Consider the following 23,105-nt stretch of genomic DNA (forward strand, 5'->3'; position numbering starts at 1 on the left):
CCCGAAGGTGTGGACAACGGCTGCGCGGCCCGCGGTCCCTCGGCCATGATCTGCCTCCGCCGCACCGTGCGGTACCGCCCCGGACAGCGATCCGGACGGCCGAGGAGCCGGGAGGACGACCCGTCCATGAGCGCGCCGACCACCTCCGCGGTCCCCGGCGTCGAGTCGCCGTCGACCGGCCCGGTCGTCCGGCGCGTGCGCCCACCGCGCTGGCTGGACCTGCGCCTCGTCCTCGGGGTGCTGCTGGTCCTCGGGTCGGTGCTGGTCGGTGCGCGGGTGGTCACCGCCGCCGATGCGACCGTGCCCGTCTGGTCGGCCGACGCCGACCTCGCGGCCGGCACCGTGCTGACCGCGGAGGACCTGGTGCCGGTGTCGGTGCGGCTGGACGACGTCGCCGGCTCCTACCTGGCCGCGAGCACCCGCCCCGAGGGGCGGGTGCTGGCACGGGCGGTCCGCGCCGGTGAGCTGCTGCCCCGGTCGGCGCTGGAGGAGGTGACCGGGCAGGTGCAGCTCGCGCTGCCCGTCCAGGCCGGGTTCGTGCCGCCGGGGCTCGCCCGTGGCCAGCTGGTCGACGTCTACGCGGTGGCCGACCCGGCCGTGGGCGCGTCGCTGGAGACCGGCGGCGACGTGGACCTGGTGGTCGGCGCCGCGCCCGTCCAGGCGGTGACCGGCCGGTCCGACGGTGTGCTGTCGGCGTCCACGAGCACCCTGCAGGTGGTGGTGACGGTCCCGGCCGACGAGGCTCCGGAGGTGCTGGCCGCCATCGGTGGCCGCGGGCTGGTCGTGGTCGTCCGGAACTCCGTCGACGCCACTGCCGACGCTGCCCCCGGCGCTGGGCCGACCGGCTGATGTCGCTGCAGGTCTTCACCGCTGTCACGGGAGCGGCCTGGGAGTCCGAGCTGGTCGGCGCTCTGGACCGGGAGGACCACGGCGTCACCGTGGTCCGTCGGTGTGTCGACGTCGCCGATCTGCTGGCGGCCGCCAGCACCGGCACCGGCCAGGCCGCCCTGCTCTCCGCTGAGCTCCGGCGGCTGGACGTCGCGGCCGTGACCCGCCTGGTCGCCGCCGGGGTGGCGGTCGTCGGCCTGGTCGAGCCCGGGGACGTGCGGGCCGGTGACCGGCTGCGCCAGCTCGGGGTCGAGCGGGTGCTGCCTGCCGACGCGCCGCCGGAGGAGATCGCCCGGGCCCTGCGTGCTGCGGTGGCCGGGGGCGCACCGGCCGGGCGTGACGTCGCCGACCCGCGTGCGGCCCTCCGCCCGGCCGGGCCGGACGAGGAGGAACCACCCCGCCCGGCGGGCCGCGGCCGGGTGGTCGCCGTCTGGGGCCCGACCGGCGCCCCGGGGCGGACCACGGTCGCGGTGGGCCTCGCCGACGAGGCGGCCCGGCTGGAGGTGACCACCCTGCTGGTGGACGCCGACGTCTACGGCGGCGTGGTGGCGCAGGTGCTGGGTCTGCTGGACGAGTCGCCGGGCGTGGCGGCCGCGGCCCGGCAGGCCGGCGCGGGCACGCTCGACGGCCCCGCGCTGTCCCGGCTGGCCGGGTCGGTGGGGCCGCGGCTCCGCGTGCTCACCGGGCTGGCGCGGGCCGACCGCTGGCCGGAGCTGCGGCCGCAGTCGGTCACCGTCGTGCTGGAGGAGGCCCGGCGGCTGGCCGCGTTGACCGTCGTCGACTGCGCCTTCTGCCTGGAGGAGGACGAGGAGCTGTCCTTCGACACGGCCGCGCCGCGGCGCAACGGCGCGACCCTGGCCGTGCTCGAGGCGGCCGACGAGGTGCTCTGCGTCAGCGGCGCCGACCCGGTGGCGCTGCAGCGGACGATCCGGGCCCTGGGCGAGCTGCGGGAGGTGCTGCCCGACGTCCGCCCACGGGTGGTCGTCAACCAGCTCCGCCGTGGCCCGGTGGCCGGCGACCCGCGTCGGGAGATCGCCGCGGCGCTCACCCGCTTCACCGGTGCGGAGGTGGACTGGTTCCTGCCGGCCGACCGGCGGGCGGCCGACGCCGCCCTCGCCGCGGGCCGGACCCTGGCCGAGGTGGCGCCCGGGTCGCCGCTGCGGGGCGCGCTGCGCGACCTCGCGGCGGGGCTGAGCGGTGCGCCGGTCCCGGCGGGACGCCGGCGCTCCCGCCGCTGAGCGGCCCGCCGGCCGGGGCCGGCCGACGGGGGCACCCCGGCCGGGGGCGGGGCCACCGCGTAGGTTGGGACGACCGTCAGTGAGGGAGGTCACGCCGTGGTTCAACGGCTCACCGCGCTGGACGCGTCCTTCCTCTACCTGGAGGAGCCGGCGACGCCCATGCACGTGGGTGGGGTGCTCGTGCTCGAGTGCCCCGACGGCGGGCTCGACCACGAGGCCCTCGTCGAGCTGGTGCGGACCCGGCTCCCGCTCGTGCCCCGCTACCGGCAGAAGGTGCTGGAGGTGCCCGGGCACCTGGCCAACCCGGCCTGGGTCGACGACCCGGACTTCGACATCAGCTACCACGTGCGCCGCTCGGCGCTGCCCCGGCCGGGCACCGAGGCGCAGCTGCTGGAGCTGGTCGCCCGGCTCACCGCCCGGCCGCTGGACCGCACCCGCCCGCTGTGGGAGATGTACCTGGTCGAGGGGCTGGTCGGCGACCGCACGGCGGTGGTGACCAAGACGCACCCGGCGCTGGTCGACGGGCTCGGCGCCATCGACATCGGTCAGGTCATCCTCGACCCGAGCCCGCACGCCGGCGCCGGCACGGTGCCCGTGCCCGACGACTGGCGGCCGCGGCGCCCGCCGGGGCCGGCCGCGCTGGTCTGGGAGGCGGTCGAGGAGTACCTGCAGCGGCCCTCGGCGGTGCTGGACACCGCCCGGACCGCGGTCGGCGACGTGCGCGCCACCGCCGCCCGCTGGGCCGGGGTGGCCAGCGGCGTGCTCGCCGCCGCCGCGCGGACCGCCGTCTCGCCGGCCCCGGCCAGCCCGCTGAACGCGCCGATCGGCCGGCAGCGGCGGTTCGCCGTCGCCCGGGTGTCGCTGGCCGAACTGCGGGAGGTGCGCCGGTCCCTCGGTGGCACCGTCAACGACGTGCTGCTCAGCACGGTCACCGGGGCGCTGCGGGAGTGGCTGCTGTCGCGCGGCGAGCCGGTCGTGGGCAGCACGGTGGTGCGTGCCCTGGTGCCGGTATCGGTGCGCACCGAGGACGACGCCGGGGGCAACCGCGTCTCCTCGCTGCTGGTGGACCTGCCGGTCGGCGAACCGAACCCGCGGGTGCGGCTGGCCCGGATCAGCTACGCCATGCGCGGGCTGGCGCCCCGCGGTCAGTCGGTGGGCGCCGGCACGCTCAGCGCGCTGTCCGGGTTCGCCCCGCCGACGCTGCACGCCCTCGGCGCCCGCGCCGCCAGCGGGCTGTCCCGCCGGCTGTTCAACCTCGTGGTCACCAACGTGCCCGGGCCCCAGGTGCCCCTGTACGCCGGCGGGGCCCGGGTGATCGAGGTCTTCCCGGTGGTCCCGCTGGTCCGCGGCCAGGGCCTGGCGATCGGCCTGACCAGCTACGACGGCACGGTGTACGTGGGCCTCAACGCCGACCGGGACAGCATCAGCGACGTCGAGGTGCTCGCCGACCTCATCGAGCGGGAGGTCGGCGACCTCCGGGAGGCCGCCGGCTGACCGGTGGCGCGGGGCCTCATCTCCCTGCCGGGGAACGGGCAGCGCCGCCGGCGACGTTACGGTCGCTGTTCCACGACTGAGGAGGCGACCCGGGTGCGCGTGTACGTGCCGGCCACGACGACCGTCCTGCGACGGCTGCTGGACGACGGCCGACTGGAGGGACCGCTCACGGTGTTCGCCGTCACGCCGCAGCTGCGCAGCCACTACGAGCTCAGCGACGGCCTCCGCGACGACGAGGAGCTGGAGTACGCCGCCCTGCTGGCCGCGGCCCGGGCCAGCCTCCGCCTGATCGACGTCGACCCGGCCGCCGCCCGGCGCCGCGTCGTGCTGGCCGCCGACGTGCCCGACTCCTCGCTCACCCCGATCGAGGACCCCGCCGCCGACCCCGGCGCTGCCCGGACCGCCGCCGACGTGACGCTGGCGGACGTGGCCAGTGCGCACCTCGACGTGGCCGAGGCGGAGGACGACGTCCGGGCCGCGGTCTCCGTCGTCCTGGAGGCCGACCTCGGCAGCGACGAGGCGCAGTTCACCGTCGACCAGGCCGAGGGGCACGAACTCGCCTGGTACGCCACGCAGGAGATCGGGCCGGCGCTCGAGCTGCTCTGACCCCGGCACCGGGTCACGGGTCACCGCACCGGGTCACCGCAGCGGGCTCGGGCCCCGGCGCCGGGCGACCTGCACGCGGACCGGCTCGCCACGGACGAGGAGCCAACCGGAGCCGGGTCGGGCCGGGAGGGGCGTGCGCGGCACGCGCAGCCCGAGCAGCTCGGCGTCCCCGGGGCCAGGACGCAGCAACAGCGCCGTGCGTGAGCGTCGCAGCGCGGCCACCGGCCCGCGGAAGCTCCCGGCGAGCTCGGTCGGGGCGCCGGCGGCGATCACCAGCACCTCGCCGGGCGCCGGTGCGTCGACCGCGGGGTCCGCCGTGGGCGGACCGAGGGCGGCCGCGAGCGCATCGGCCACGGCGTCGGGCAGCGAGGTGACGTCGTCGGCCAGCACGACCCTGGTGCCGGGGGCGGGGGCGGCCAGCCAGGCCCGCAGCCCCGCAACGTCGCGCCGGTCCAGCTCGTGCACCCCGTCGGCGTCCTGCTCGGGGTCGGGATGGTCGCCGCGGCCCGGCGCCGCCGCCAGGTCGAGGACCCGGGCACCGGCGACCCGGCAGTGCCGTCCGAAGGCGCGGACCGCCTCGCTGCGGCCGCTCCCGGGCGGACCCACGACGAGCAGTCCGCCGCACGCGCCGAGGTCGAGCCCGGTCACCTCGCCCTCGTCGCCGCCGGGGCCCACCGGCAGCCAGCGGGGCCCGGCGTCCGGGAAGGGCAGCGGCAGCTCGGGATCGGCCGGGAGCTCGGTGACCCGCACCGGGGCGTGGGTGGTGCCCGCCCGGGGCGGCCAGGAGCGCACCGTGTCCCGGGGCAACGCCAGCTGGCACTCCACGGCGCCCTCACCCACCAGCGCCCGGCCCGGAGGGCGGTGCTCGGGCACGGCTCGCGCGGGCACCCCCGCGACCGCGTAGTCGGTGCGGTCGGGCAGCGGCAGCACGAGGCGCTCCCGCACCGCACCGGCCAGCCGGCTCCCGGGGACCGCGCGGTCGGCCGTCACCGCGACGGTCAGCCCGACCGCCCCGCCCTCCCGGCACAGGCGGATGAGGTCGGCGGCGCCGCCCGCAGGGTCGCCGCTCTCCAGTTCGGCGGCGAGGCCGTCGTAGCCGTCGACCAGCAGCAGGACGAGTGGCTGGTCCGCCGGGGCACCCACCCGGCGGCGGTCGAGCTCCGCCGCCAGCCGGTGCAGCAGCCGGCCGCTGCGGTGGGGGTCGCCGCGCCGCACCACGGTGCCGGTGTGCGGCAGGCCGGCGGCCCGGGCGGCCAGCGCCCCGCCGCCGTGGTCGAGCACGTGGACGTGCAGTTGCTCGGGGGAGAGCTGGGCAGTCGCCTCGCCCAGCACCGTCTCCAGCGCGGTGCTCCGCCCGCTGCGCGGCCCACCCACCGCGAGCCAGCCGCCACCGGTGGCGAGGTCCAGCTCGAACGGGGGCTGCACCTGCCGGTCGGGGAGGTCGAGCAGGCCGATCCGGAGGACCGTCGGGGCGACCGCGGCCCGGGCGGTGCGCAGGTCGGCGACGGTCAGCCGGCTCGGCAGCGGTGGCAGCCACGGTCGCGGAGGGAGCTCCAGCCCCGCCGTCGTCGTCCGCCGTCGGAGGGAGGTGGCGATCCGGGCCAGGTCGCTGCCGTCCGCGGAGCTGCCTCCCGAGGCCGGTACGGGCAGCGCCGGCCAGGCTCGCCGGCGGACGTGGACCGCCGGCCCGGCCGGTGCCGGCGTGGACACCCGGGCGACCTGGAGCAGGACCGGTGCCGCGCCACCGGCCCGCAGCCACGCGCGGCCGGGCCGGTCGGCGGGCAGCTGGGCCGGCAGCGCGCTGCCCAGGACGTCGCGGGCCTCCGCCTCGTCGGTGGTGCGCAGGCAGATGCGCAGCGAGCAGTTGGCCCGGATCTCCGGGCTGACCACCCCGGAGGGACGCTGGGTCGCCAGGACGAGGTGCACCCCCAGGGAGCGCCCGCGCTGCGCGATGCCCACCAGGCCGCTGACGAAGCCGGGCAGGTCCTCGACCAGGGTGGCGAACTCGTCGACCACGATGACCAGCCGGGCCAGCGCGACCTCGTCGGGCAGCTCGCCGACGTCCCGGACGCCGTGCGCCGCGAGCAGCCGCTCCCGCCGGGTGAGCTCGGCGGCCAGGGAGCGCAGCGCCCGCGCGGTCGATCCGGGGTCGAGGTCGGTGAGCACCCCGACGGTGTGCGGCAGCGCGGCCGCCTCGGCGAACGCGGCGCCGCCCTTGTAGTCGACCAGCAGGAGGCTGCACCGGTCCGGCGGGTGGTGCAGGGCCAGGCTGGCGACCAGCGTCTGCAGCAGCTCGGACTTCCCCGACCCGGTCGTGCCCGCGACGAGCGCGTGCGGCCCCTGGGCCACCAGGTCCAGGGTGAGCGGGCCGCGGGCCGTGGCGCCCACGGTCGCCATCAGCCGGGTGCGCGACCGCTCCCAGTCGGGCACCGGTTCGTGGCCGGCCTCCCCGGGTGCGCCGGACAGGTCGAGCAACCGGGCGCCGTCGGGCACCCCGTGCGCGTCGGCCGGCGCGGTGAGGGCGGCCAGCGTGCGGGCCAGCGCCGCCGCGGTGGACTCCCGCACCGCGTCCAGGGTGACCGGACGGCCGGGGGTGCCGGGGAGCACGAGCCGCCCGGCGGTACCGGTCTCGCCGGTGACGGTCAGCTGCGCACCGGACGCCGCCCCCGGCCGCTCGGTGAGCTCGAGCAGGGCCACTCGCGGTGCGGCGGCCACGAGCGCGGCCCGTGTCTCGGCGCGCACCGGGCCGTCGACGACGGTGAGGACCCGGCCCTCGCCGCCGGGCAGGAGGACGTCGGGTCCGTCGTCCGTGCCACGCCCGGCCAGGAGGACCGTGTCCAGGTGCGGCAGCCAGCGGGCCCACGCCCAGTCGGCCAGCCGACCCGGATCGCAGACCAGCTGGAGGGTGAGTGCACCGGGCGGGCAGAGTGCGGCCAGCTGGCCCACCAGCGCCCGCGCCGTGCCCAGGACGGCCGGTCGTGGTCCGCTGAGCGCCAGGCCGGCGCAGGAGCCGAGGTCCAGGGTGACCGGAACGGCGTCGGCCGGCGCTGCGGACCGCCCGCCGTCCGGGCCGGTCACGGTCACCGACGTGGGGCCGGGGCCGCTGCCCAGGCGCACCACCCAGCCGGCGGGGTCGTGTGCGTCCCGGCTCCACAGGGGCGAGGTCCGCCGCCGTGCCGCGGTGCAGAGCCGGGCCGGGTCGGGGTGGCGTGCCTCCTGACCGGCCACGTCGGCGGTGACCGCGGCGGCGAGTTCGAGTTCGGCCCGGGCCAGCGCGACCGCGTGCTCGGCGCGGGCCCGCCGGCCGGCGCGGCGCCCGGTGACCCGGTCCGACCACCAGCCGGCGACCGCCACCGCGGGGCTGAGCAGGGCGAAGAACAGGAACGCCGGGGTGTCGAGGAGCCAGGCCATCGCGACGCCACCGACGGCGGGGAGGGACACCGCCACCCACCCCAGGCGCCGGCTCGGCGGCTCGGCCGGCGGGGCGGGCCGCTCGACGGTGACCGGGACGGCCGGCGGGAGGGTGACCGCGAGCGGGTGCACCACCACCCGTCCCGCGCCGGTGCCGGAGCTCTCCAACGGGGAGCCGGCGGGACCGGTCAGGCGGAGGGTGGTCGCGCCGAGCCGGATCGCCTCGCCCACCGGCCAGGTCGTCTCGGCGGCGCCCAGCGGTACGGCGCCCTGCTGCGTCGTCAGCACCGTGCCGTTGGAGGAGCCGAGGTCGGCGACGGTCACGCGCCCCTCGGCGACCGTGACGGCGACGTGCCGACGGGACACGTCGGGGTCGTCGAGGACCAGTCCGCACCCCGCGCTGCGGCCCACGACGAGGCGTCCGCGCCCGAGCGGGAGGCTGCGACCGGCGTCCGGTCCGCCGGCGACCTGCAGCTCGAGCGCGCCCGAGCCGTCCGTGCCCGGGTCCCGCGGAGCGGGCCGGCTCCAGCCCAGCACGGCTCCGTGGTGCAGCGCGCAGGCCGACAGCGGCGTGTCGCCGGGCAGCTCCGCGGAGCCGGACCAGAGCCCGCCGGCCGGCAGCTCCAGCTCCGCGGCGAGGCCGGGCAGGACGTCGTCCAGCAGCGCGTCCCCGGGCGCGGAGACCTCGACGTCGACGACCCCCCGGGCGGTGCACAGCGTCCAGCTGCGGCTGCTGGTCCGCGCCCCGCCCGGGGCGCCGGCTGACGTGGGCACCGGCAGATCGTGCCGCTCGCGAGCGGCCCGTGGCGGTCGGCCGGGGCGACCTGTGGACAGCCGCGGGGCCTGTGGACGACGGCCGACGGGGGCCGGCCCGGCCACCTACCGTCCTGCTCCACCGGGAGGTGCCCGGGTCAGGAGGAGGAACCGTGAAGGTCGACATCGCGACGTTGCAGGGGATGGCCGGCCGCTGCCAGGCCGAGGCGGGGGAGACCACCGCCCGGCACACGGCGTTGTCCGCGGGCATCAACAGCTCGGTGCTCGAGGGGTGGACCGACAGCCAGGCGGCGGTGCAGTTCAGCGAGCTCTACGAGAAGTGGCGGCTGTCCAGCCAGGGGCTGAGCGAGGCGCTGACCGGCATGGGCCAGCTGCTCACCAACGTGGCCGCCGCCTACCAGCAGCACGAGGCGGAGATGGCCGCCCGCATCGGCGCCATGATCTGACGCGCGGCGGCCGGTGGTGCCGGGGCCGGTCAGCTGCGGACGGCCGCCGGGGCGGGTGGCACGGGCTCGCTGAGGGTGTCGTGCCGGCGGCGGGCGGTCAGCCGCTCCCACGGGACGATCGACAGGATCGCGATGCAGTGCGGCAGGAAGATGATCCCGACCCCGGCGTAGACCATCACGTGGAAGCCGAGCAGGAACAGCACCAGGCCGATGCGGGCCCGGTCGCTGCGCACCAGCAGCATCAGCGGGGCGGCGAACTCGAACACGAGCATCGCCCACTGGGCGGCGGTCAGCAGCCACGGGAAGTCCAGTGTCCACGTCGACAGGTCGGTGCCACGGCGCACCACGGCGCGGGTGAGCGTCGACCCGGTCGCCCAGTCCAGACCGCCGAAGCGCATCTTCGCCCAGGCGGCCAGGAAGTAGGTGAGCATCACGGTCACCAGCACCGCGGCCATCGCGAAGCCGGCGGCCTCGGAGGAGCGGCGGTCGCGGAACCGGGCCACCCCGATCGTGGGCAGCACGGCGAGGGCGACGAGGAAGGCGATCCGGTCGTGGTCGACCTTCCCGTAGCTCATCGCGATCACCATCCACTCCGAGTAGAGGAGGAAGACGGCGAAACCCAGCAGCCGGGGTGCGCGGCCGGTGGCCGCGGCCAGCGCCGCGATCACCAGCGCCCACTGGACGACGAGGACCAGCGTGGTGGTCGGGGCGGGCAGGTGCAGCAGCCGGCCGATCAGCAGCGGCTGGTACCAGTCGGTGGGCACGTCGGCGTGCGCCCGCACCCAGGCGGTGGTCAGGAAGACGTCGACCGGGATGAACAGGTAGGCGATCACCCGGAACACCGCGATCCGGGCCAGCGGCACGGGCCGGAACCACCAGGACGACCGCGCCGGCGACGCCGGCACGGTGGTCGGCGAGGTCTCCGGCGTCTCGACCGGGCCGTGCCCGGAGCTGGGGGTGCTCACGCGTCGTCCTCCAGGTCGTAGGAGACCAGCACCCGGTCCTCGAAGGCACCGGTCTGCTGCCCACCGGCGAGCTCGAAGCGGCGCTGTACCACCAGCACCTCGGTCAGCTCGGGGGCGTCGGGGTGCTGTTCGGCGTAGGAGTCGGCGAGCAGGCCCAGCAGCGCCGGGTCCTCGGCGATCCGCGGCAGCTGGCCCTCGAACTCCGCTCGGCGCAGCCCCACCTCACCGCCGGAGAGCCGCACCTCCGCACCCGCCGGGGTCAGCCCGACCACCCGGGTGGAGATCACCGGGGTGTCCGGGTTCGCGCGGGTCGAGTACATCCGGAACGGGCCGAAGGGGAACTCGTCGTCGTTGCCCCACACGGTGCCGGCCAGCAGCAGGGCCAGCACCACCACCGCGGCGGCGAGCCGGGCGCGTCGTCCGGCCGGGGACAGCCGCACCACCTCGCCCTCGGCGGGCAGGTCGGGAGCGGACTGCAGCGGCACCGGCCCATCGTAGGATCGGCGCCCGTCCTGACGGGGCATCGTCGCCCCGCGCGGGCCGCTCCCGTTCCGCACGGGCAACGGGGGGCGCCTGAGGCGTCTGCGTCCCGTCGCAGCGAGTCGACGATCGGGAGCTGAGCAGGCGCAGTTGGGCCGGTGCTACGACGAGTTCGAGGTCGGGGCCACGGACCACCTGCTCTGCCTGCTCGCCATGAACCACCACCCGCTGCACCTGGACGCCCACTTCGCGGCGGAGACCACCGACTTCGGCGCGGACGTCGGCGTCGGCGTCGGCGACCACGTCCACTCGCTGCTGCTGGGCATGAGCTCCCCGACGTCTCCGGCACGGCGATCGCCGACCTGGAGGTCGAGTCGCTGCGGCACCTCGCCCCCACCTTCCACGGCGACACGATCTGCGGCGGGACCGCCGTGCTGGACCAGACCGAGTCCCGGTCCCGGGACGACCGCGGCGTGGTCCAGGCGGGGACCACCGGCTACGAGCAGGACGGCACGGTGGTCTGCGTCTTCCGCCGGAAGGTGATGCTGCCCGAGCGCGCGGCCGCGGAGCAGCGCGGCGGGGAGCGGCCCGGCCGTCCCGAGCCGCTGACCGCTCACCCGCGGGGGAGCAGTCCCCAGCCGGCCAGGGCCGCGACCACGCCGGGTGCCACCCGGCCGGCGTCCGCCAGCCCGGCCAGGCCCGCGGCGTCGACGAACGCCACCTCGGTGGCGTCGTCACCGGCCACCGGCAGCGGGTCCCCGCCGGTCAGCTCGCAGGTCCAGTCGGTCACGGTGAACAGCACGCCGTCCCCGGCGACGCGCACCCGCCCGGCGACCGCGACCGGGCGCACCCGCAACCCGGTCTCCTCGTGCGTCTCCCGCACCACCGCGTCGCGCTCGGTCTCCCCGGGCTCCACCCGCCCGCCCGGCACCGACCACAGTCCCGCGCTCGGGGCGTGCCCCCGCCGGATCAGCAGCAGCCGACCCCTGGCGTCGTGCACCACGGCGCCCACGCAGGGCACCTCAGGGACGGCGCAGGGCTCCTCAGGGACGGCGCAGGGCACTTCAGGGACGGCGACGTCGCGCTCGGTCACGCCCGGAGGCTACGGCCGGCCAACGGTCCCCACCCGTCGCCGGGCGCGCCCCGCCGACCCCGGGGAGGGGCACGTGCTTGACGAAACCGCGCCGGGGACCGACGGTGAGCGGCGATGAGCGTCTCCCCGGTGTGCCCCCGATGCGGCGAGACGCTGATGGTGAAGCCCGGCTCCACCGCCGAGGGCTGGTGCCACCTGCACGGGGCCGTCACCCCGCTGCACCACACCGCCGTCGTCGCCCACGACGCCATCACCGCCGTCTGCGCCGACGCCCAGGTGCCGGCCTGGGTGCCCGACCCGATGCCCCCGGGCTGGGCGGTCACCGGCCTGGCCTGGGGCGGCGAGCCCGGCGCGCGGGCGATCGTCGTCGCCTGCGCCGGCCCCGGCCCGCTGGGCGAGGCCGCCGAGCTGGTGCTGGTGGCCGAGGAACCGGGCACCGGGCTGGGGTGCGGCTACGCCGGGCTCCCCGGCGTCGACCCCGGTGAGCTGATCGACGGCCCGTCCACCGCGGCCGTCCGCGCCGCCGGGCAGCGGGCTCCGCTGTGGACCGTGCCCACCAGCGAGGACCGCGCCGCCTTCGTCGGGGAGGCGTACGGCGTGTGGCTGTGGCTGGTGACCTGGCCGTCGTCGGCCGCCTGGCTGCTGGCCGAGGACCCGGCGCTGCTCGACCTGCGCGAGCGGGTCTACCCCGACCTCCCACTCGGCCCGCCGACGGAGCGGCTGCTCCCCGGGCGCTGACCGGGAGCGCTCGCCGGTCGGCTGGCAAGCCCGACCCGCCGGCCGGATCCGACGATTCGCCGTCCCCCGGCGTGGCGACTGGTGCTGTGCGTGGGACTGCTGTTACCCATGGGGTGCGGTCGAGCAGGCCGTGGTGGCGTCGTGCCGTCGTCCGTGCACAGCGGGCGGTCGGAGACCCGCCTGGGCTGCCCGATGGGAGGAACGGTGCGACCGTGCTGAAGAAGGTGCTCACCTGGGTGGTCATCGCCTTCGTCGTCTTCTACGTGATCCAGCGCCCCGAGGACGCGGCCGGCATCGTGCGCAGCGCGGGTTCGGCCCTGGGTGACGCGGCCCAGTCGCTGTCGGCCTTCGTGGGCTCGCTGGTCTGAGCCCGGCCGTGTCCGGCCCGCGACGGCCCCGCTGGGGCAAGGACGCCGAGAAGTACCTGCTCGCCGACGAGCCGCCGGTGATCGCCACCCGCAGACACCCGGCGGTGCTGGCGCGTCCCTACCTGCGCGGCCTGCCGCTGCTCGTCGTCGGTGTCTGGTTCCTGCAGCTGGACCCGGACAACCGGGTCGGTACCACGCTGGGCCTGGTCGTCGCCCTCGGCGCGCTGGCCTACCTGGGCCTGCACACCGCCGAGTGGTGGGTACGGCACCTGCTGGTCACCCGGCGCCGCGTGCTGCTCACCTCCGGGGTGATCATCCGCACCGTCGCCGTCATGCCGCTGCGCCGGATCACCGACCTGACCTGGAAGGAGACCTTCTGGGGGCAGATCCTCGGCTACGGCACCTTCCGGTTCGAGTCGGCCGGGCAGCAGCAGGGGCTGGACGTCGTCACCTTCATGCCGCACGCCGGGTCGCTGTACAAGCGGCTGAGCGAGCTGATGTTCGGCACCGACTTCTCCACCAACCCGGTCAGCGCCGACGAGGACGCCGACGGTTCGTTGAGCGCCGACGACCGCGGGGACGACGGTGCGCCCGAGCAGCACCTGCCCCGGCCCCTGGTCTCCGGGCGCCGGCACGACACCGAGCCCATCCCGCGGGTGCGCGCCGGCCGGCGCACCCCGCCCGCCGAGTGACCGCCGACCGCCGGTCGCCCGGAGCGCGGCCGGGTGCGGCAGGCTGACGCCGTGCGCATCGACCTGCACACCCACTCCGCGGTGTCCGACGGCACCGACAGCCCCGCGGCGCTCGTCGCCACGGCGGCCGCTGCTGGGCTCGACGTCGTCGCCCTCACCGACCACGACACCACCGCCGGGTGGGAGGCCGCCGCCGCCGCCCGGCCCACCGGCCTGACCGTCGTGCCGGGGATGGAGCTGTCCTGCCGCTGGTTCCCGGCCGACGAGCCGCCGATGAGCGTGCACCTGCTGGCCTACCTGTTCGACCCGCTGCACCCCGCCTTCGCCGCGGAGCGCGTCCGGCTGCGGGAGGAGCGGCTCGGGCGGGCCGAGCGGATCGTCGGCAACCTGGCCGCCGCCGGCTACCCGATCACCTGGGACGTCGTGGTGGACCGCAGCGGCGGCGGGGTGGTCGGCCGGCCGCACATCGCCGGCGCGCTGGTGGCGGCCGGCGTCGTCGACTCGGTCGACCACGCCTTCGCCACCGTGCTGAACCACCGCAGCCCGCACTACGTCACCAAGGCCGACACCGACGTGCTCGACGGCATCGCGCTGGTCCGCGCGGCCGGTGGGGTGCCGGTGTTCGCCCACGGGCTGGCCACCTCCCGCGGCCGGGTGGTCGACGACGCCGCCCTCGCGGTGATGACCGACGCGGGGCTCCTCGGCCTGGAGGTGGACCACCCCGACCACACGCCGGAGCAGCGGGAGCACCTGCGCGGGGTGGCCGGCGAGCTGGGCCTGATCCGCACCGGCTCCAGCGACTACCACGGCACCAACAAGCGCACCCCGATCGGGGCCTGCACCACCGACCCCGACCAGTACGAGGCGGTCGTGGCAGCCGGCACCGGGAGCAGCGTCCTCACCGACTGAGGGCCGTCGGACCGCCGGGCTACGGTGGCCGGCATGGGGGAGGACCGGCGGTGAGCGCGCAGCTGGAGATGCCGGGCATGCCCAAGCGGCTGTTCGCCTGCACGCCGAGCAAGCTCGCGACCTTCGCCGACTGCCCGCGTCGCTACCGGTTCGCCTACGTCGAGCGGCCCACCCCACCCAAGGGCCCGCCCTGGGCGCACAACACCGTCGGCTCGGCGGTGCACGCGGCGCTGCGGTCGTGGTGGGAGCTGCCGATCGAGAGGCGGACCACCGCCGCGGTCCGCCAGCTGCTGTACGGCGTCTGGTCGCCCACCGGCTTCCGCGACGAGGAGCAGTCCCAGCGCTGGCGGGCCAAGGCCGCGGGCTGGCTGACCGACTACGTCGCCGGCCTCGACCCGGCCGACGAGCCGGCCGGCACCGAGCGCACGGTGGGGACGACGACGCCCGCGCTGGCGCTGTCCGGCCGGGTCGACCGGATCGACCGGCGGGGCGACGAGCTGGTCGTCGTCGACTACAAGACCGGCCGGACGCCGTCCACCGAGGACGAGGCCCGCGGGTCACCGGCGCTGGCCGCCTACGTGCTCGGCGTCCGCCGCACGCTGCGCCGGCCGTGCAGCCGGGTGGAGCTGCACCACCTGCCCAGCGGCACGGTCGCGGCGTTCGAGCACACCGACCGGTCGCTGGCCAACCACGTCCGCCGGGCCGAGGACATCGCCGCCGACATCGCGGCGGCCACCGAGGCGGTCGAGGCCGGGCAGAGCCCCGACGATGCGTTCCCGACGGTCACCGGCCGGCAGTGCAGCTGGTGCGACTTCCGGCCCAGCTGCCCCGCCGGCCAGGCCGCCGTCCCCGCGCGGGAGAGCTGGAGCTTCCTCCCCGAGGAGCCGGCGGCCGACTGAGCTGGCTGTCGGATCGGGACGGGATCACGCGCTGCGCACACCGCGGACGGCCAGCGAGATCGCCAGTGACACCATGACGACGGCGATGAGCCCGTCCAGCACCTGCCAGGCGGCGGGCCGGGCGAACACCGGGCGCAGCAGCCGCGCCCCGTAGCCGAGCCCGGTGAACCACACCGCCGACCCCAGCGCGGCCCCGGCGGCGAACCACCAGCGCTGCTCGGACCAGGTGCTGGCCAGCGAGCCGAGGAGCACCACGGTGTCCAGGTAGACGTGCGGGTTGAGCCAGGTCAGCGCCAGGCAGGTGGTGACGGCGGCGGCGAGCGAGCCGCGGGCGCCGCCCGTGGCGGGCAGCAGCGCGGCCGGGCGCAGCGCGCGCCGGGCGGCCAGCAGCCCGTAGCCGAGCAGGAACGCCGCCCCGGCCAAGCAGACCGCGGTCAGCAGTTCGGGCACCCGGGTCACCAGTGCACCGGCGCCCGCGGTCCCCGCCGCGATGAGCGCGACGTCGGAGAGCAGGCAGACGGCGACGACGGCGGCCACGTGCTCGGCGCGCAGCCCTTGGCGCAGCACGAAGGCGTTCTGCGCGCCGATCGCGACGATCAGCGACAGTCCCAGGCCGAGCCCGGAGGCGGCGGCGACAACAGCGGTGGGCACGAGCAGCACAGTAGGCACCTGCCGCATGAAGTGCCGCTCATCTTCCTGATGCTCCACCAGTTGCTCTAATGATCCGGTGGATCTCGACCTCGGGCAGCTGCGAGCTCTGGAGGCGACGGTCGCGGCCGGCACCCTGGACGGCGCGGCACGGGCCCTGCACGTCACCCCGTCCGCGGTGAGTCAGCGGCTCAAGGCGCTGGAGGTGGCCACCGGACGGGTGCTGCTCGTCCGGAGCAGGCCGGTGCGGGTCACCGACTCCGGGGCCGCCGTGCTGCGGCTGGCCCGGCAGGTCGGGTTGCTCACCGCCGACGCGGTGCGGGACCTCGGTGGGGACGCCGGGCCGGTCGGCCTGCCGATCGCGGTCAACGCCGACTCGCTGGCCACCTGGGTGCTGCCGGCGCTGGCGCCACTGGCCGCCGACATCGCCTTCGACCTGCACCGGGAGGACGAGGAGCACACCAGCGCCCTGCTCCGCGACGGCACGGTGACGGCGGCGATCACCACCGACGCCGAGCCGGTGCCCGGCTGCACCGTGACCGGCCTGGGAGCCATGCGCTACCGGCCGATGGCGACGGCGGCGTTCGCGGCGCGCTGGCTCCCCGACGGCGCCGGGGCCGCGGCGCTCGCGCGGGCTCCGGTGGTGGTCTTCGACCGCAAGGACGACCTGCAGCACCGGTACCTGCGTGCCCGGGGCGTGGACCCGGCGACCCCACCGGTGCACTACGTCCCCGCCTCGGCCGACTACGTCACCGCGGTCCGGCTCGGCCTGGGCTGGGGGATGGTCCCCCGGCAGCAGGAGCCACCGGGCGAGCTGGTCTCCCTGGACGACGCCGGGGCGGTCGACGTGGTCCTGCACTGGCAGCAGTGGAAGCTGCGCTCTCCGTCGCTGGACCGGGTGGCCGACGCCGTGCAGACCGCCGCGCGCCGCGCGCTGGACCAGCCGATCGCGGACTGACTGCGGCAGACTGTGTCGATGGTCGCGCTCATCGCGGTGGTCGTCGTCTCGGTGCTCGTCGCCGTCGGTCTGGCGCTGGTGCCGGCCGACCGACGGTCCGACGGCGGGCCGGCGACCGTGCTGCGCTGGGTCGCGGTGGGTCTCGCCCTCGCCGCGGCGGCGGTGCTGGCCCCGGAGGTCTGGCGTGACTCCGGTGCGTTCGCGGTCGTCGCGCTCGGGCTGCCGACGGTGGTCCTCCTGGTGCCCGCGCTCACCGGCGGGTCGCGCTGGTCGGCCACGATCACGGCGGTCGCGGCGGCGGCCGTGCTGGCCTGGGCGGTGGTGTGGGGCCTCGGTGGCGGCCTGCTCCTGCTCCCGGCCGTCGTCCCCGAAGCGGTCGCCGCGGCGCTCACCCCCGGCCGCCGCAGCCGGTCGAGCGCCGGAGTCGCTACGCGCTGAGCGCCACGTCGTCGGCGACGCGGTGCCGGGCGGCCCGCACGATGGGCGACTCCCGCACCCGGGCGGGCACCGCCAGCGCCGCCTGCCGGAACGCGCGCACCGCCGCGGTCGCGGCCGCGTCGGTGATCCCCAGCCCGGGCAGGCCGTAGAGCCGGCGCGCCCACGGTGGCAGCGTCGCCGCGCCCAGGCTGGCCAGGGTGCTCCACGCCGGGCGGGCCGGGGTGAGCAGCTGCACCCAGCCGGGCATCGGCGGCAGGAGGACGAAGCGGGAGGCGGTGCGCGCTGCGGGGGTGACCGCCAGCCGCGGCCGGGTGCGGTCCAGGTAGGCGGCCAGCTCCGCGACGGTCACCGGGACGTCGTCCTCCTCGCAGCCGATCAGCACCGCGGCCACCACCTGCTCGGCGACGTAGCGGTCGGCCTCGGCGTCGGTCAGCGGCACCCCGGCACGGCGGGCGGTGGACAGCAGGGAGTCGACCTCGCAGCAGTGCACCCACAGCAGCAGGTCGGCGTCGTCGACCGAGTAGGCCCGCCCGGTGGTCTGCTCCACCGCCGACTTCCCGCGGTGCATCCCGCGCACCCGGCGCACGGCGCGCAGGGCTTCCCGGCGGGTGCCGAAGGTCAGGGTGGCGACGTACTCGGCGGTGCGGGTCAGCCGGGCCCACGGCTCGCTGCCGAAGGCCTCGGAGAACTGGTGGACGCCGTCCATCGCCACCGGGTGCAGGGCCTGGAGCAGCAGCGCCCGGATGCCACCCACGGAGAACGCCGGGTCGGCGTGGATCCGCCAGCTGATGCTCTCCGGACCGAAGAAGCCCAGCCGGTCCTCCGCCGCGGTGAACTCGCGCAGGGACGGGGTCGGCCTCACCGCACCGCCTCCGGGTCGCCGGCCGAGCGGGTGCCGGCGGAGCGGGCCGCGGCGGTCGAGGCCGCCGGGTCGGCGAGGAAGTCCAGCAGCACGGCGAGCGTGCGGGCGGGGTTCTCGATGGCGGGGGAGTGCACCGCCTGCGGGATCACCTCGTGCCGGGCGCCCAGCCGCTGGGCCATCTCCGCCTGCAGGGAGGGGCGCCACGCGTCGTCGGCGATGCCGTGCGCCACGAGCACCGGCACCCCGGTGGCGGCCAGCTCGGCGACCCGGTCGGGCTCGCTGAGCATCGCGTCGGCCATGCCGCGCAAGCCGGCGGCGCTGTTGGCCAGGAACCGGCGGGTGAGGAACTCCCGGGTGGGGGCCGGCACCGCCTGCGCCCGGGGGTCGGTCATCGCGAGCTGTTCCAGCGTGTCGCTGACCAGTTGCACGCCCCCGGCGTCCAGCAGTGGGGAGAGGTGGTCCAGCAGCTCCGCCCGCGGCCCGGTCAGCCGGGCCGGGCCGCTGCCCAGCAGGGTCAGCGAGGCGAACAGGGCCGGCTCGGCGAGCACGGCGGCGCGGGTGACGAGGCCGCCGAAGCTGTGCCCCAGCAGGTGCACCGGGCGGCCACGCCCCTCCTGCAGCTCGCGTTCCTGCAGCTGGCGGGCCACGGCGACGACGTCGGCGGCGAGCTCGGGGACGGAGTACGCCGCCGGGTCGTCCGGGCCGGGTGACTCGTACTGCCCACGCTGGTCGATCGCGACGGTGCGCAGCCCGGCGTCGGCCAGCGGCGTCAGCAGCGGGGCGAAGTCCTCCTTGCTGCCGGTGTAGCCGGCCACCAGCAGCACGGTGGCGCGGGCGTCCCGGTCGGCGCCGGTGTCCAGCCCGGCGATCGGCCCGGTGCCGCCGCGGAAGGTGACCGGGCGCGCGTCGTGCACCGCGAGCTGGCGGAGGTCGTCGGGAGCGGTGTGCTCGGAGCCACCTGGCAGGACCATGGCACCGAGTGTGCACCGGACCGCCGACGGTCGTCCGGCCGCCCTTCAGGGCCCGCCGCGAGCTCGCGAGCGGTGGGAGGAAGAGGGCGCCTCCGACCTCCTTCAGCGGAAGGCGCGGACCTCACCCGGGGTGGCGACGAGGACGGTCGGCCCGACGACGGCGGCGCGGCTCCCGATGGGCACCGCACCCTCGACCGTGGACCGGCCCCGTTCGGTGCCGTCGGCCAGCGAGCGCCGGACGAACGCGCCGTCCTCGGGCACCAGCACCTCGCTGACCGGGGAGCTGCCCAGGGCGGCGGGCAGGCCGAGCGCCGGCCGGCTCCACCGGGGGGCACCGGTCTCCTGGTCGAGCGCGAGGACGGTGCCGCGGGCCCACAGCAGGGCGACGTCCGCCACGCCCGCCTGCAGCAGCGGCTCGCTGCGCGCGTCGGCGCCGGTGGGCAGCGGCGGCAGCTCCAGGGCGTGCAGGGTGGCCCCGTCGGCCGGGTCGAGCACGGTGGCCGTGTCCCCGACGACCACGCCGACGAGCCGGTCGGCACCGGCCAGCCGCGCCGTGGCGGTGCCGGTGTCCAGCTCGCGGGTCCAGGTGAGGGTGCCGCCGATGCCGTCGTAGAGCAGCACCTGCAGCGGGGCGCCGTCGCCGCAGCGCTGCAGGACGGCCACCCCGGTGCTCCCGGCGGCGGCGTCGACGAAGCGACAGCCCTCCGCGGGGGCGACCCGCCAGCGGGTGTTGTTGCCGGTCGGGTCGACGGTGACGATCCCGGTGGGGCTGCTGGCCAGCAGGACCTGCTCGGTGGCGGTCAACTCGGCGTCGGTGCGGAAGCGCACGTTGCGGTACCAGGCCCGCTCCCCGGTGGCCGCGGTCAGCGCGGTGAGCTCGTTGCAGCGGTCGGTGGTCCGGAAGGCCACGATCACCACGCCGTCGACCGCGGCCGCGTCGCACAGGTGGGCGTTGGCGCGCCGGTAGTGCCACGCCTCGTCCCCGGTGGCGGGGTCGACCATCGCGACGCCGTGCTGGTCGGTGACCAGCACGCGCCCCGTCTCCACGGGCCGGCTCGCTCCCGGCCCGCTCTGCGCCGACCACGCCACGGAGAGCGCGCCGGCCGGTGCCTGGTCCGCGACGGCCGGCGGCGGGGCGGTGGTCGAGGAGGTGGCCGCGACGTCCGAGGTCAGCCACAGCGACACGGCGACGGCGGCCACCACGAGGGTGGCCGCCGTCCAGAGCCAGACGCGCAGCGGCAGGCGTGCCGGGCTCATCCGGGTGTGTGCTGCGTCAGGAGGCGGTGGGCTCGCCGCCGGCCGAGCCGGCGTCGGCCGCACCGCCCGCGGCGCCGCCGCTGCGCTTGGCCCCACCCCGGCGCCGACGACGGCGCTTCGGGGCGCCGCCCTCGCCGGTGACCGAGGCGGTCGTGGTGGGGCTGCCCTCCACGCCACCGGTCCCCGCGGCGGCCGGTGCGTCGTCGCCCAGGGCGGCTGCCGCGCCGGCGGCCGCCGCACCGGCACCGCGGGTGCGGCGGCGCGGGCGGCTCTTGCTGGGGCCGGCGGCGGGCTCGGCGTCCTCCCGGCCGGGGCCGGAGTGGTTCCCGCCGTGGCCGTGCCCGGAGCCGCCGCCGGTGCGCTGACGCTTGCCGGTCTCGCCGAGGTCCTCGAGGGTCTCGGCGCCGAGCCCCTCACGGGTGCGCTGCGCGCGGGGCAGCCGGCCGGTGGCCGTGGTCGGCACGTCGAGGTCGGTGTAGACCCACGGCGAGGTGGAGTAGGTCTCCGGCGGGTCGGCGAAGTCCAGGTCCAGCGCCTTGTTGATCAGCTGCCAGCGCGGGATGTCGTCCCAGTCGACCAAGGTGACGGCGACGCCGGTGCTGCCGGCCCGGCCGGTGCGGCCGATCCGGTGCACGTAGGTCTTCTCGTCCTCGGGGCACTGGTAGTTCACGACGTGGCTGACGCCGGTGACGTCGATGCCGCGGGCGGCGACGTCGGTGGCGACCAGCACGTCGACCTTGCCGGCGCGGAAGGCGCGCAGCGCCTGCTCGCGGGCGCCCTGACCGAGGTCGCCGTGCACCGCGGCCGCGGCGAACCCGCGGTCGACGAGCTCGTCGGCGACCTTCTGCGCGGTGCGCTTGGTCCGGCAGAACACCATCACCAGTCCGCGGTCGCGGGCCTGCAGCACCCGGGAGAGCAGCTCCGGCTTGTCCAGGTTGTGCGCCCGGTAGATGAACTGGGTGGTCTGCGGGACCGTCGAGCCCTCGTCGTTGCCGTGCGCCCGGATGTGCGTGGGCTGGGTCATGAAGGACCGCGACAGCGTGACGATCGGGCCGGGCATCGTCGCGGAGAACAGCATCGTCTGCCGCTTGTCCGGGACCATCGCCAGGATGCGCTCGATGTCGGGCAGGAAGCCCAGGTCGAGCATCTCGTCGGCCTCGTCGAGCACCAGCCCGCTGACCTTGCCCAGGATCAGGTGCCCCTGCTGCGCGAGGTCCAGCAGCCGACCGGGGGTGCCGACGACGACCTCGACACCGGCCTGCAGCGCGGCCACCTGCGGCTCGAAGGCCCGGCCGCCGTAGATGGCCTGCACGCGGATGCCGCGCTTGGCGCCGGCGGCGGCCAGGTCGCGGGAGACCTGGACGCACAGCTCGCGGGTCGGGACGACGACCAGCGCCTGCGGGACGCCGTCACCGCCCTCGGCCGGCGGGGTGACCCGCTGCAGCAGCGGGACGCCGAAGCCGAGCGTCTTGCCGGTGCCGGTGCGGGCCTGCCCGATGAGGTCGTTGCCGGCCAGCGCCAGGGGCAGGGTCAGCTCCTGGATGGCGAACGTCCGGGTGATCCCGACCTCGGCCAGCGCGGCCACGATGTCGGGGTGCACGTCGAAGTCGCTGAACAGCGGGCTGTCGCTGGCCACGGGGGCGCCGCCGAGCTCCTCGACCTGCTGCTCGAGCTCCTCGGGAGCGGGCGCGCCGGTCTCGGCGTGCTCCAGCTCCGGAGCGGCGGGCGTGGTGTCCGTGGGGGTGTTCTCGGTGGAGGTCAGTTCTCTCGCCTCGGTCTGGTGGGGGACCGTCGGCGTCGTGGTCCGGCCCCGTGCTCGGGGCGCCGCCGGCGACGCACGCCGGTCCCGGTCGGTTCCGGGATTGTCGATCCAGCGCCGACGCGGCCAGTTCGACCGGGCGTCGAGTGCAGACTGCCCGGGAGAGCTCCGGGAGGAGCGTCATCCAGCGGTCATCAGCGCACACGGAATTGCATTGCGGTCGTGCTCTCGTGCACTTCGGTGAACGGGCCTCGCGGTCCGCGCATTCCATCCTAGCCTGCGACAGCCCGTTAACCTGCCCGTGCGCCGTTGCGACACCGCCGGGACCACCCGACGGGGGCAGGGCGGACGGCGACGGGGGGCGGGCGCGGAGTGAGTGCCGACGGGCGCGTGCTGGGCGCCGACGTGCAGCGGCGGGCGGTCGTGGAGCTGCTCGGCGTGCTCGCCTACGCCGAGCTGACGGCCTTCGACCGGCTGGCCGAGGACGCCCGGATGGCGCCGACGCTGGCCGGCCGCGCAGCGCTGGCCCGGATGGCGGCAGCCGAGATCGACCACCACGGCCGGCTGTCCGCCCGGCTGGTCCAGCTGGGGGTCGACCCGGCCGACGCGATGGCGCCGTTCGTCGCTGCGCTGGACGGCTTCCACGACCAGACGAGGGCGAGCAGCTGGCTGGAGGGCCTGGTCAAGGCCTACGTCGGCGACGGGCTGGCCACCGACTTCTACCGCGAGGTCGCGGCGTTCCTGCCGCAGCCGGACCGCGCGCTGGTGGAGGAGGTGCTCGACGACACCGGGCACGCCGACTTCGCCGTCCGGGAGGTCCGCGCGGCCATCGCCGCGGACCCGACCCTGGCCGGGCGGCTGGCGCTGTGGGCCCGGCGGCTGGTGGGTGAGGCGCTCACCCAGTCGCAGGCGGTGATCGCCGAGCACGACGACCTCGCCGACCTGATGATGACCGGCACCGGGGACCTGGCCGGCGTGGGCGAGCTCCTCCGGCGGCTCACCGAGGCGCACGGCGAGCGCATGCGGTCCCTCGGTCTGAACCCGTGACCGACGCAGCGGGGGGGGGGGGGGGGGGGGGGGGGGGGGGGGGGGGGGGGGGGGGGGGGGGGGGGGGGGGGGGGGGGGGGGGGGGGCGGGCCGGGGGGGGGGGGGGGGGGGGGGGGGGGGGGGGGGGGGGGGGGGGGGGGGGGGGGGGGGGGGGGGGGGGGGGG

Annotated in this window: 22 protein-coding genes; 13 read left to right on the forward strand and 9 right to left on the reverse strand. The window is 77.0% G+C overall.

All coding sequences use genetic code 11. From position 1 onward, the window contains the following. Positions 1-126 precede the first annotated feature (126 nt). From ACI795_RS16160 to ACI795_RS16175, 4 genes are all read left to right on the forward strand, one after another. Positions 127-849 (forward strand): SAF domain-containing protein, encoded by a 723-nt coding sequence (locus ACI795_RS16160; RefSeq protein ID WP_457076560.1) that lies wholly within the window; start codon positions 127-129, stop codon positions 847-849. Then, a complete protein-coding gene (locus ACI795_RS16165; RefSeq protein ID WP_457076561.1) occupies positions 849-2,126 on the forward strand; it encodes an AAA family ATPase in 1,278 nt (425 codons plus the stop codon). The genes ACI795_RS16160 and ACI795_RS16165 overlap by 1 nt, the downstream gene beginning before the upstream one ends. 96 nt (positions 2,127-2,222) lie before the next feature. Further along, positions 2,223-3,620, forward strand: coding sequence for a WS/DGAT/MGAT family O-acyltransferase (locus ACI795_RS16170; protein ID WP_457076562.1), 1,398 nt, complete (start codon positions 2,223-2,225; stop codon positions 3,618-3,620). 93 nt (positions 3,621-3,713) lie between these two features. Then, positions 3,714-4,226, forward strand: a complete 513-nt coding sequence (locus ACI795_RS16175) for a DUF6912 family protein (RefSeq protein ID WP_457076563.1) — start codon at positions 3,714-3,716, stop codon at positions 4,224-4,226. A gap of 33 nt (positions 4,227-4,259) precedes the next feature. On the opposite strand, the gene ACI795_RS16180 is transcribed toward ACI795_RS16175, so the two are convergent. Then, on the reverse strand, positions 4,260-8,411 hold the full coding sequence (locus ACI795_RS16180) for an FtsK/SpoIIIE domain-containing protein (RefSeq protein WP_457076564.1): 4,152 nt from the start codon (positions 8,409-8,411) through the stop codon (positions 4,260-4,262). Between the two features lie 152 nt (positions 8,412-8,563). Here ACI795_RS16180 and ACI795_RS16185 point away from each other — a divergent pair, with 152 nt between their 5' ends. Then, a complete protein-coding gene (locus tag ACI795_RS16185) occupies positions 8,564-8,857 on the forward strand; it encodes a WXG100 family type VII secretion target (protein ID WP_457076565.1) in 294 nt (97 codons plus the stop codon). Positions 8,858-8,886: 29 nt separating this feature from the next. Here ACI795_RS16185 and ACI795_RS16190 read toward each other — a convergent pair whose 3' ends face one another. The 3 genes from ACI795_RS16190 to ACI795_RS16200 all read right to left on the reverse strand — a co-directional run bounded on the left by ACI795_RS16190 (position 8,887) and on the right by ACI795_RS16200 (position 11,395). Then, positions 8,887-9,822 carry an MFS transporter permease gene (locus ACI795_RS16190; RefSeq protein WP_457076566.1) on the reverse strand — a complete coding sequence of 312 codons (936 nt, stop codon included), beginning with the start codon at positions 9,820-9,822 and terminating at the stop codon, positions 8,887-8,889. Next, entirely contained in the window at positions 9,819-10,307 is a 489-nt protein-coding gene (locus ACI795_RS16195; protein ID WP_457076567.1) for a hypothetical protein, read from the reverse strand. The genes ACI795_RS16190 and ACI795_RS16195 overlap by 4 nt, the downstream gene beginning before the upstream one ends. Positions 10,308-10,915: 608 nt before the next feature. Further along, positions 10,916-11,395, reverse strand: a complete 480-nt coding sequence (locus ACI795_RS16200; RefSeq protein WP_457076568.1) for an NUDIX domain-containing protein — start codon at positions 11,393-11,395, stop codon at positions 10,916-10,918. Positions 11,396-11,509: 114 nt separating this feature from the next. On the opposite strand from ACI795_RS16200, the gene ACI795_RS16205 reads away from it, so the two are divergent. The 5 genes from ACI795_RS16205 (at position 11,510) to ACI795_RS16225 (ending at position 15,001) form a co-directional block, all read left to right on the forward strand. Further along, a complete protein-coding gene (locus tag ACI795_RS16205; protein ID WP_457076569.1) occupies positions 11,510-12,133 on the forward strand; it encodes a DUF6758 family protein in 624 nt (207 codons plus the stop codon). Positions 12,134-12,345: 212 nt separating this feature from the next. Continuing rightward, positions 12,346-12,501, forward strand: coding sequence for a hypothetical protein (locus ACI795_RS16210; RefSeq protein ID WP_457076570.1), 156 nt, complete (start codon positions 12,346-12,348; stop codon positions 12,499-12,501). An 8-nt stretch (positions 12,502-12,509) separates the two neighbouring features. After that, the gene (locus ACI795_RS16215) at positions 12,510-13,193 is read left to right on the forward strand and encodes a PH domain-containing protein (RefSeq protein ID WP_457076571.1); all 684 of its coding nucleotides are present in this window, start codon (positions 12,510-12,512) and stop codon (positions 13,191-13,193) included. 51 nt (positions 13,194-13,244) lie between these two features. Then, positions 13,245-14,102 carry a PHP domain-containing protein gene (locus tag ACI795_RS16220; RefSeq protein ID WP_457076572.1) on the forward strand — a complete coding sequence of 286 codons (858 nt, stop codon included), beginning with the start codon at positions 13,245-13,247 and terminating at the stop codon, positions 14,100-14,102. Positions 14,103-14,152: 50 nt separating this feature from the next. Further along, a complete protein-coding gene (locus ACI795_RS16225) occupies positions 14,153-15,001 on the forward strand; it encodes a RecB family exonuclease (protein ID WP_457076573.1) in 849 nt (282 codons plus the stop codon). A 24-nt stretch (positions 15,002-15,025) separates the two neighbouring features. On the opposite strand, the gene ACI795_RS16230 is transcribed toward ACI795_RS16225, so the two are convergent. After that, a complete protein-coding gene (locus ACI795_RS16230; protein WP_457076574.1) occupies positions 15,026-15,652 on the reverse strand; it encodes a LysE/ArgO family amino acid transporter in 627 nt (208 codons plus the stop codon). A 76-nt stretch (positions 15,653-15,728) separates the two neighbouring features. Here ACI795_RS16230 and ACI795_RS16235 point away from each other — a divergent pair, with 76 nt between their 5' ends. Beyond that, positions 15,729-16,607, forward strand: coding sequence for a LysR family transcriptional regulator ArgP (locus tag ACI795_RS16235; RefSeq protein ID WP_457076575.1), 879 nt, complete (start codon positions 15,729-15,731; stop codon positions 16,605-16,607). A gap of 18 nt (positions 16,608-16,625) precedes the next feature. After that, entirely contained in the window at positions 16,626-17,045 is a 420-nt protein-coding gene (locus ACI795_RS16240; protein ID WP_457076576.1) for a hypothetical protein, read from the forward strand. On the opposite strand, the gene ACI795_RS16245 is transcribed toward ACI795_RS16240, so the two are convergent. The 4 genes from ACI795_RS16245 to ACI795_RS16260 all read right to left on the reverse strand — a co-directional run bounded on the left by ACI795_RS16245 (position 17,035) and on the right by ACI795_RS16260 (position 21,771). Beyond that, the gene (locus tag ACI795_RS16245) at positions 17,035-17,907 is read right to left on the reverse strand and encodes an oxygenase MpaB family protein (RefSeq protein ID WP_457076577.1); all 873 of its coding nucleotides are present in this window, start codon (positions 17,905-17,907) and stop codon (positions 17,035-17,037) included. The genes ACI795_RS16240 and ACI795_RS16245 overlap by 11 nt on opposite strands. Further along, positions 17,904-18,878, reverse strand: a complete 975-nt coding sequence (locus ACI795_RS16250) for an alpha/beta fold hydrolase (protein WP_457076578.1) — start codon at positions 18,876-18,878, stop codon at positions 17,904-17,906. Before ACI795_RS16250 ends, ACI795_RS16245 begins: the two co-directional genes overlap by 4 nt. A gap of 102 nt (positions 18,879-18,980) precedes the next feature. Then, positions 18,981-20,135, reverse strand: a complete 1,155-nt coding sequence (locus ACI795_RS16255) for an outer membrane protein assembly factor BamB family protein (RefSeq protein WP_457076579.1) — start codon at positions 20,133-20,135, stop codon at positions 18,981-18,983. A 16-nt stretch (positions 20,136-20,151) separates the two neighbouring features. After that, positions 20,152-21,771 (reverse strand): DEAD/DEAH box helicase, encoded by a 1,620-nt coding sequence (locus ACI795_RS16260; RefSeq protein WP_457076580.1) that lies wholly within the window; start codon positions 21,769-21,771, stop codon positions 20,152-20,154. A 495-nt stretch (positions 21,772-22,266) separates the two neighbouring features. Here ACI795_RS16260 and ACI795_RS16265 point away from each other — a divergent pair, with 495 nt between their 5' ends. Next, complete coding sequence (locus tag ACI795_RS16265; protein ID WP_457076581.1) at positions 22,267-22,941, forward strand: ferritin-like fold-containing protein; 675 nt, start codon at positions 22,267-22,269, stop codon at positions 22,939-22,941. The last annotated feature ends 164 nt before the right edge of the window (positions 22,942-23,105 follow it).

It is taken from the genome of Modestobacter sp. SYSU DS0290 (assembly GCF_054050955.1).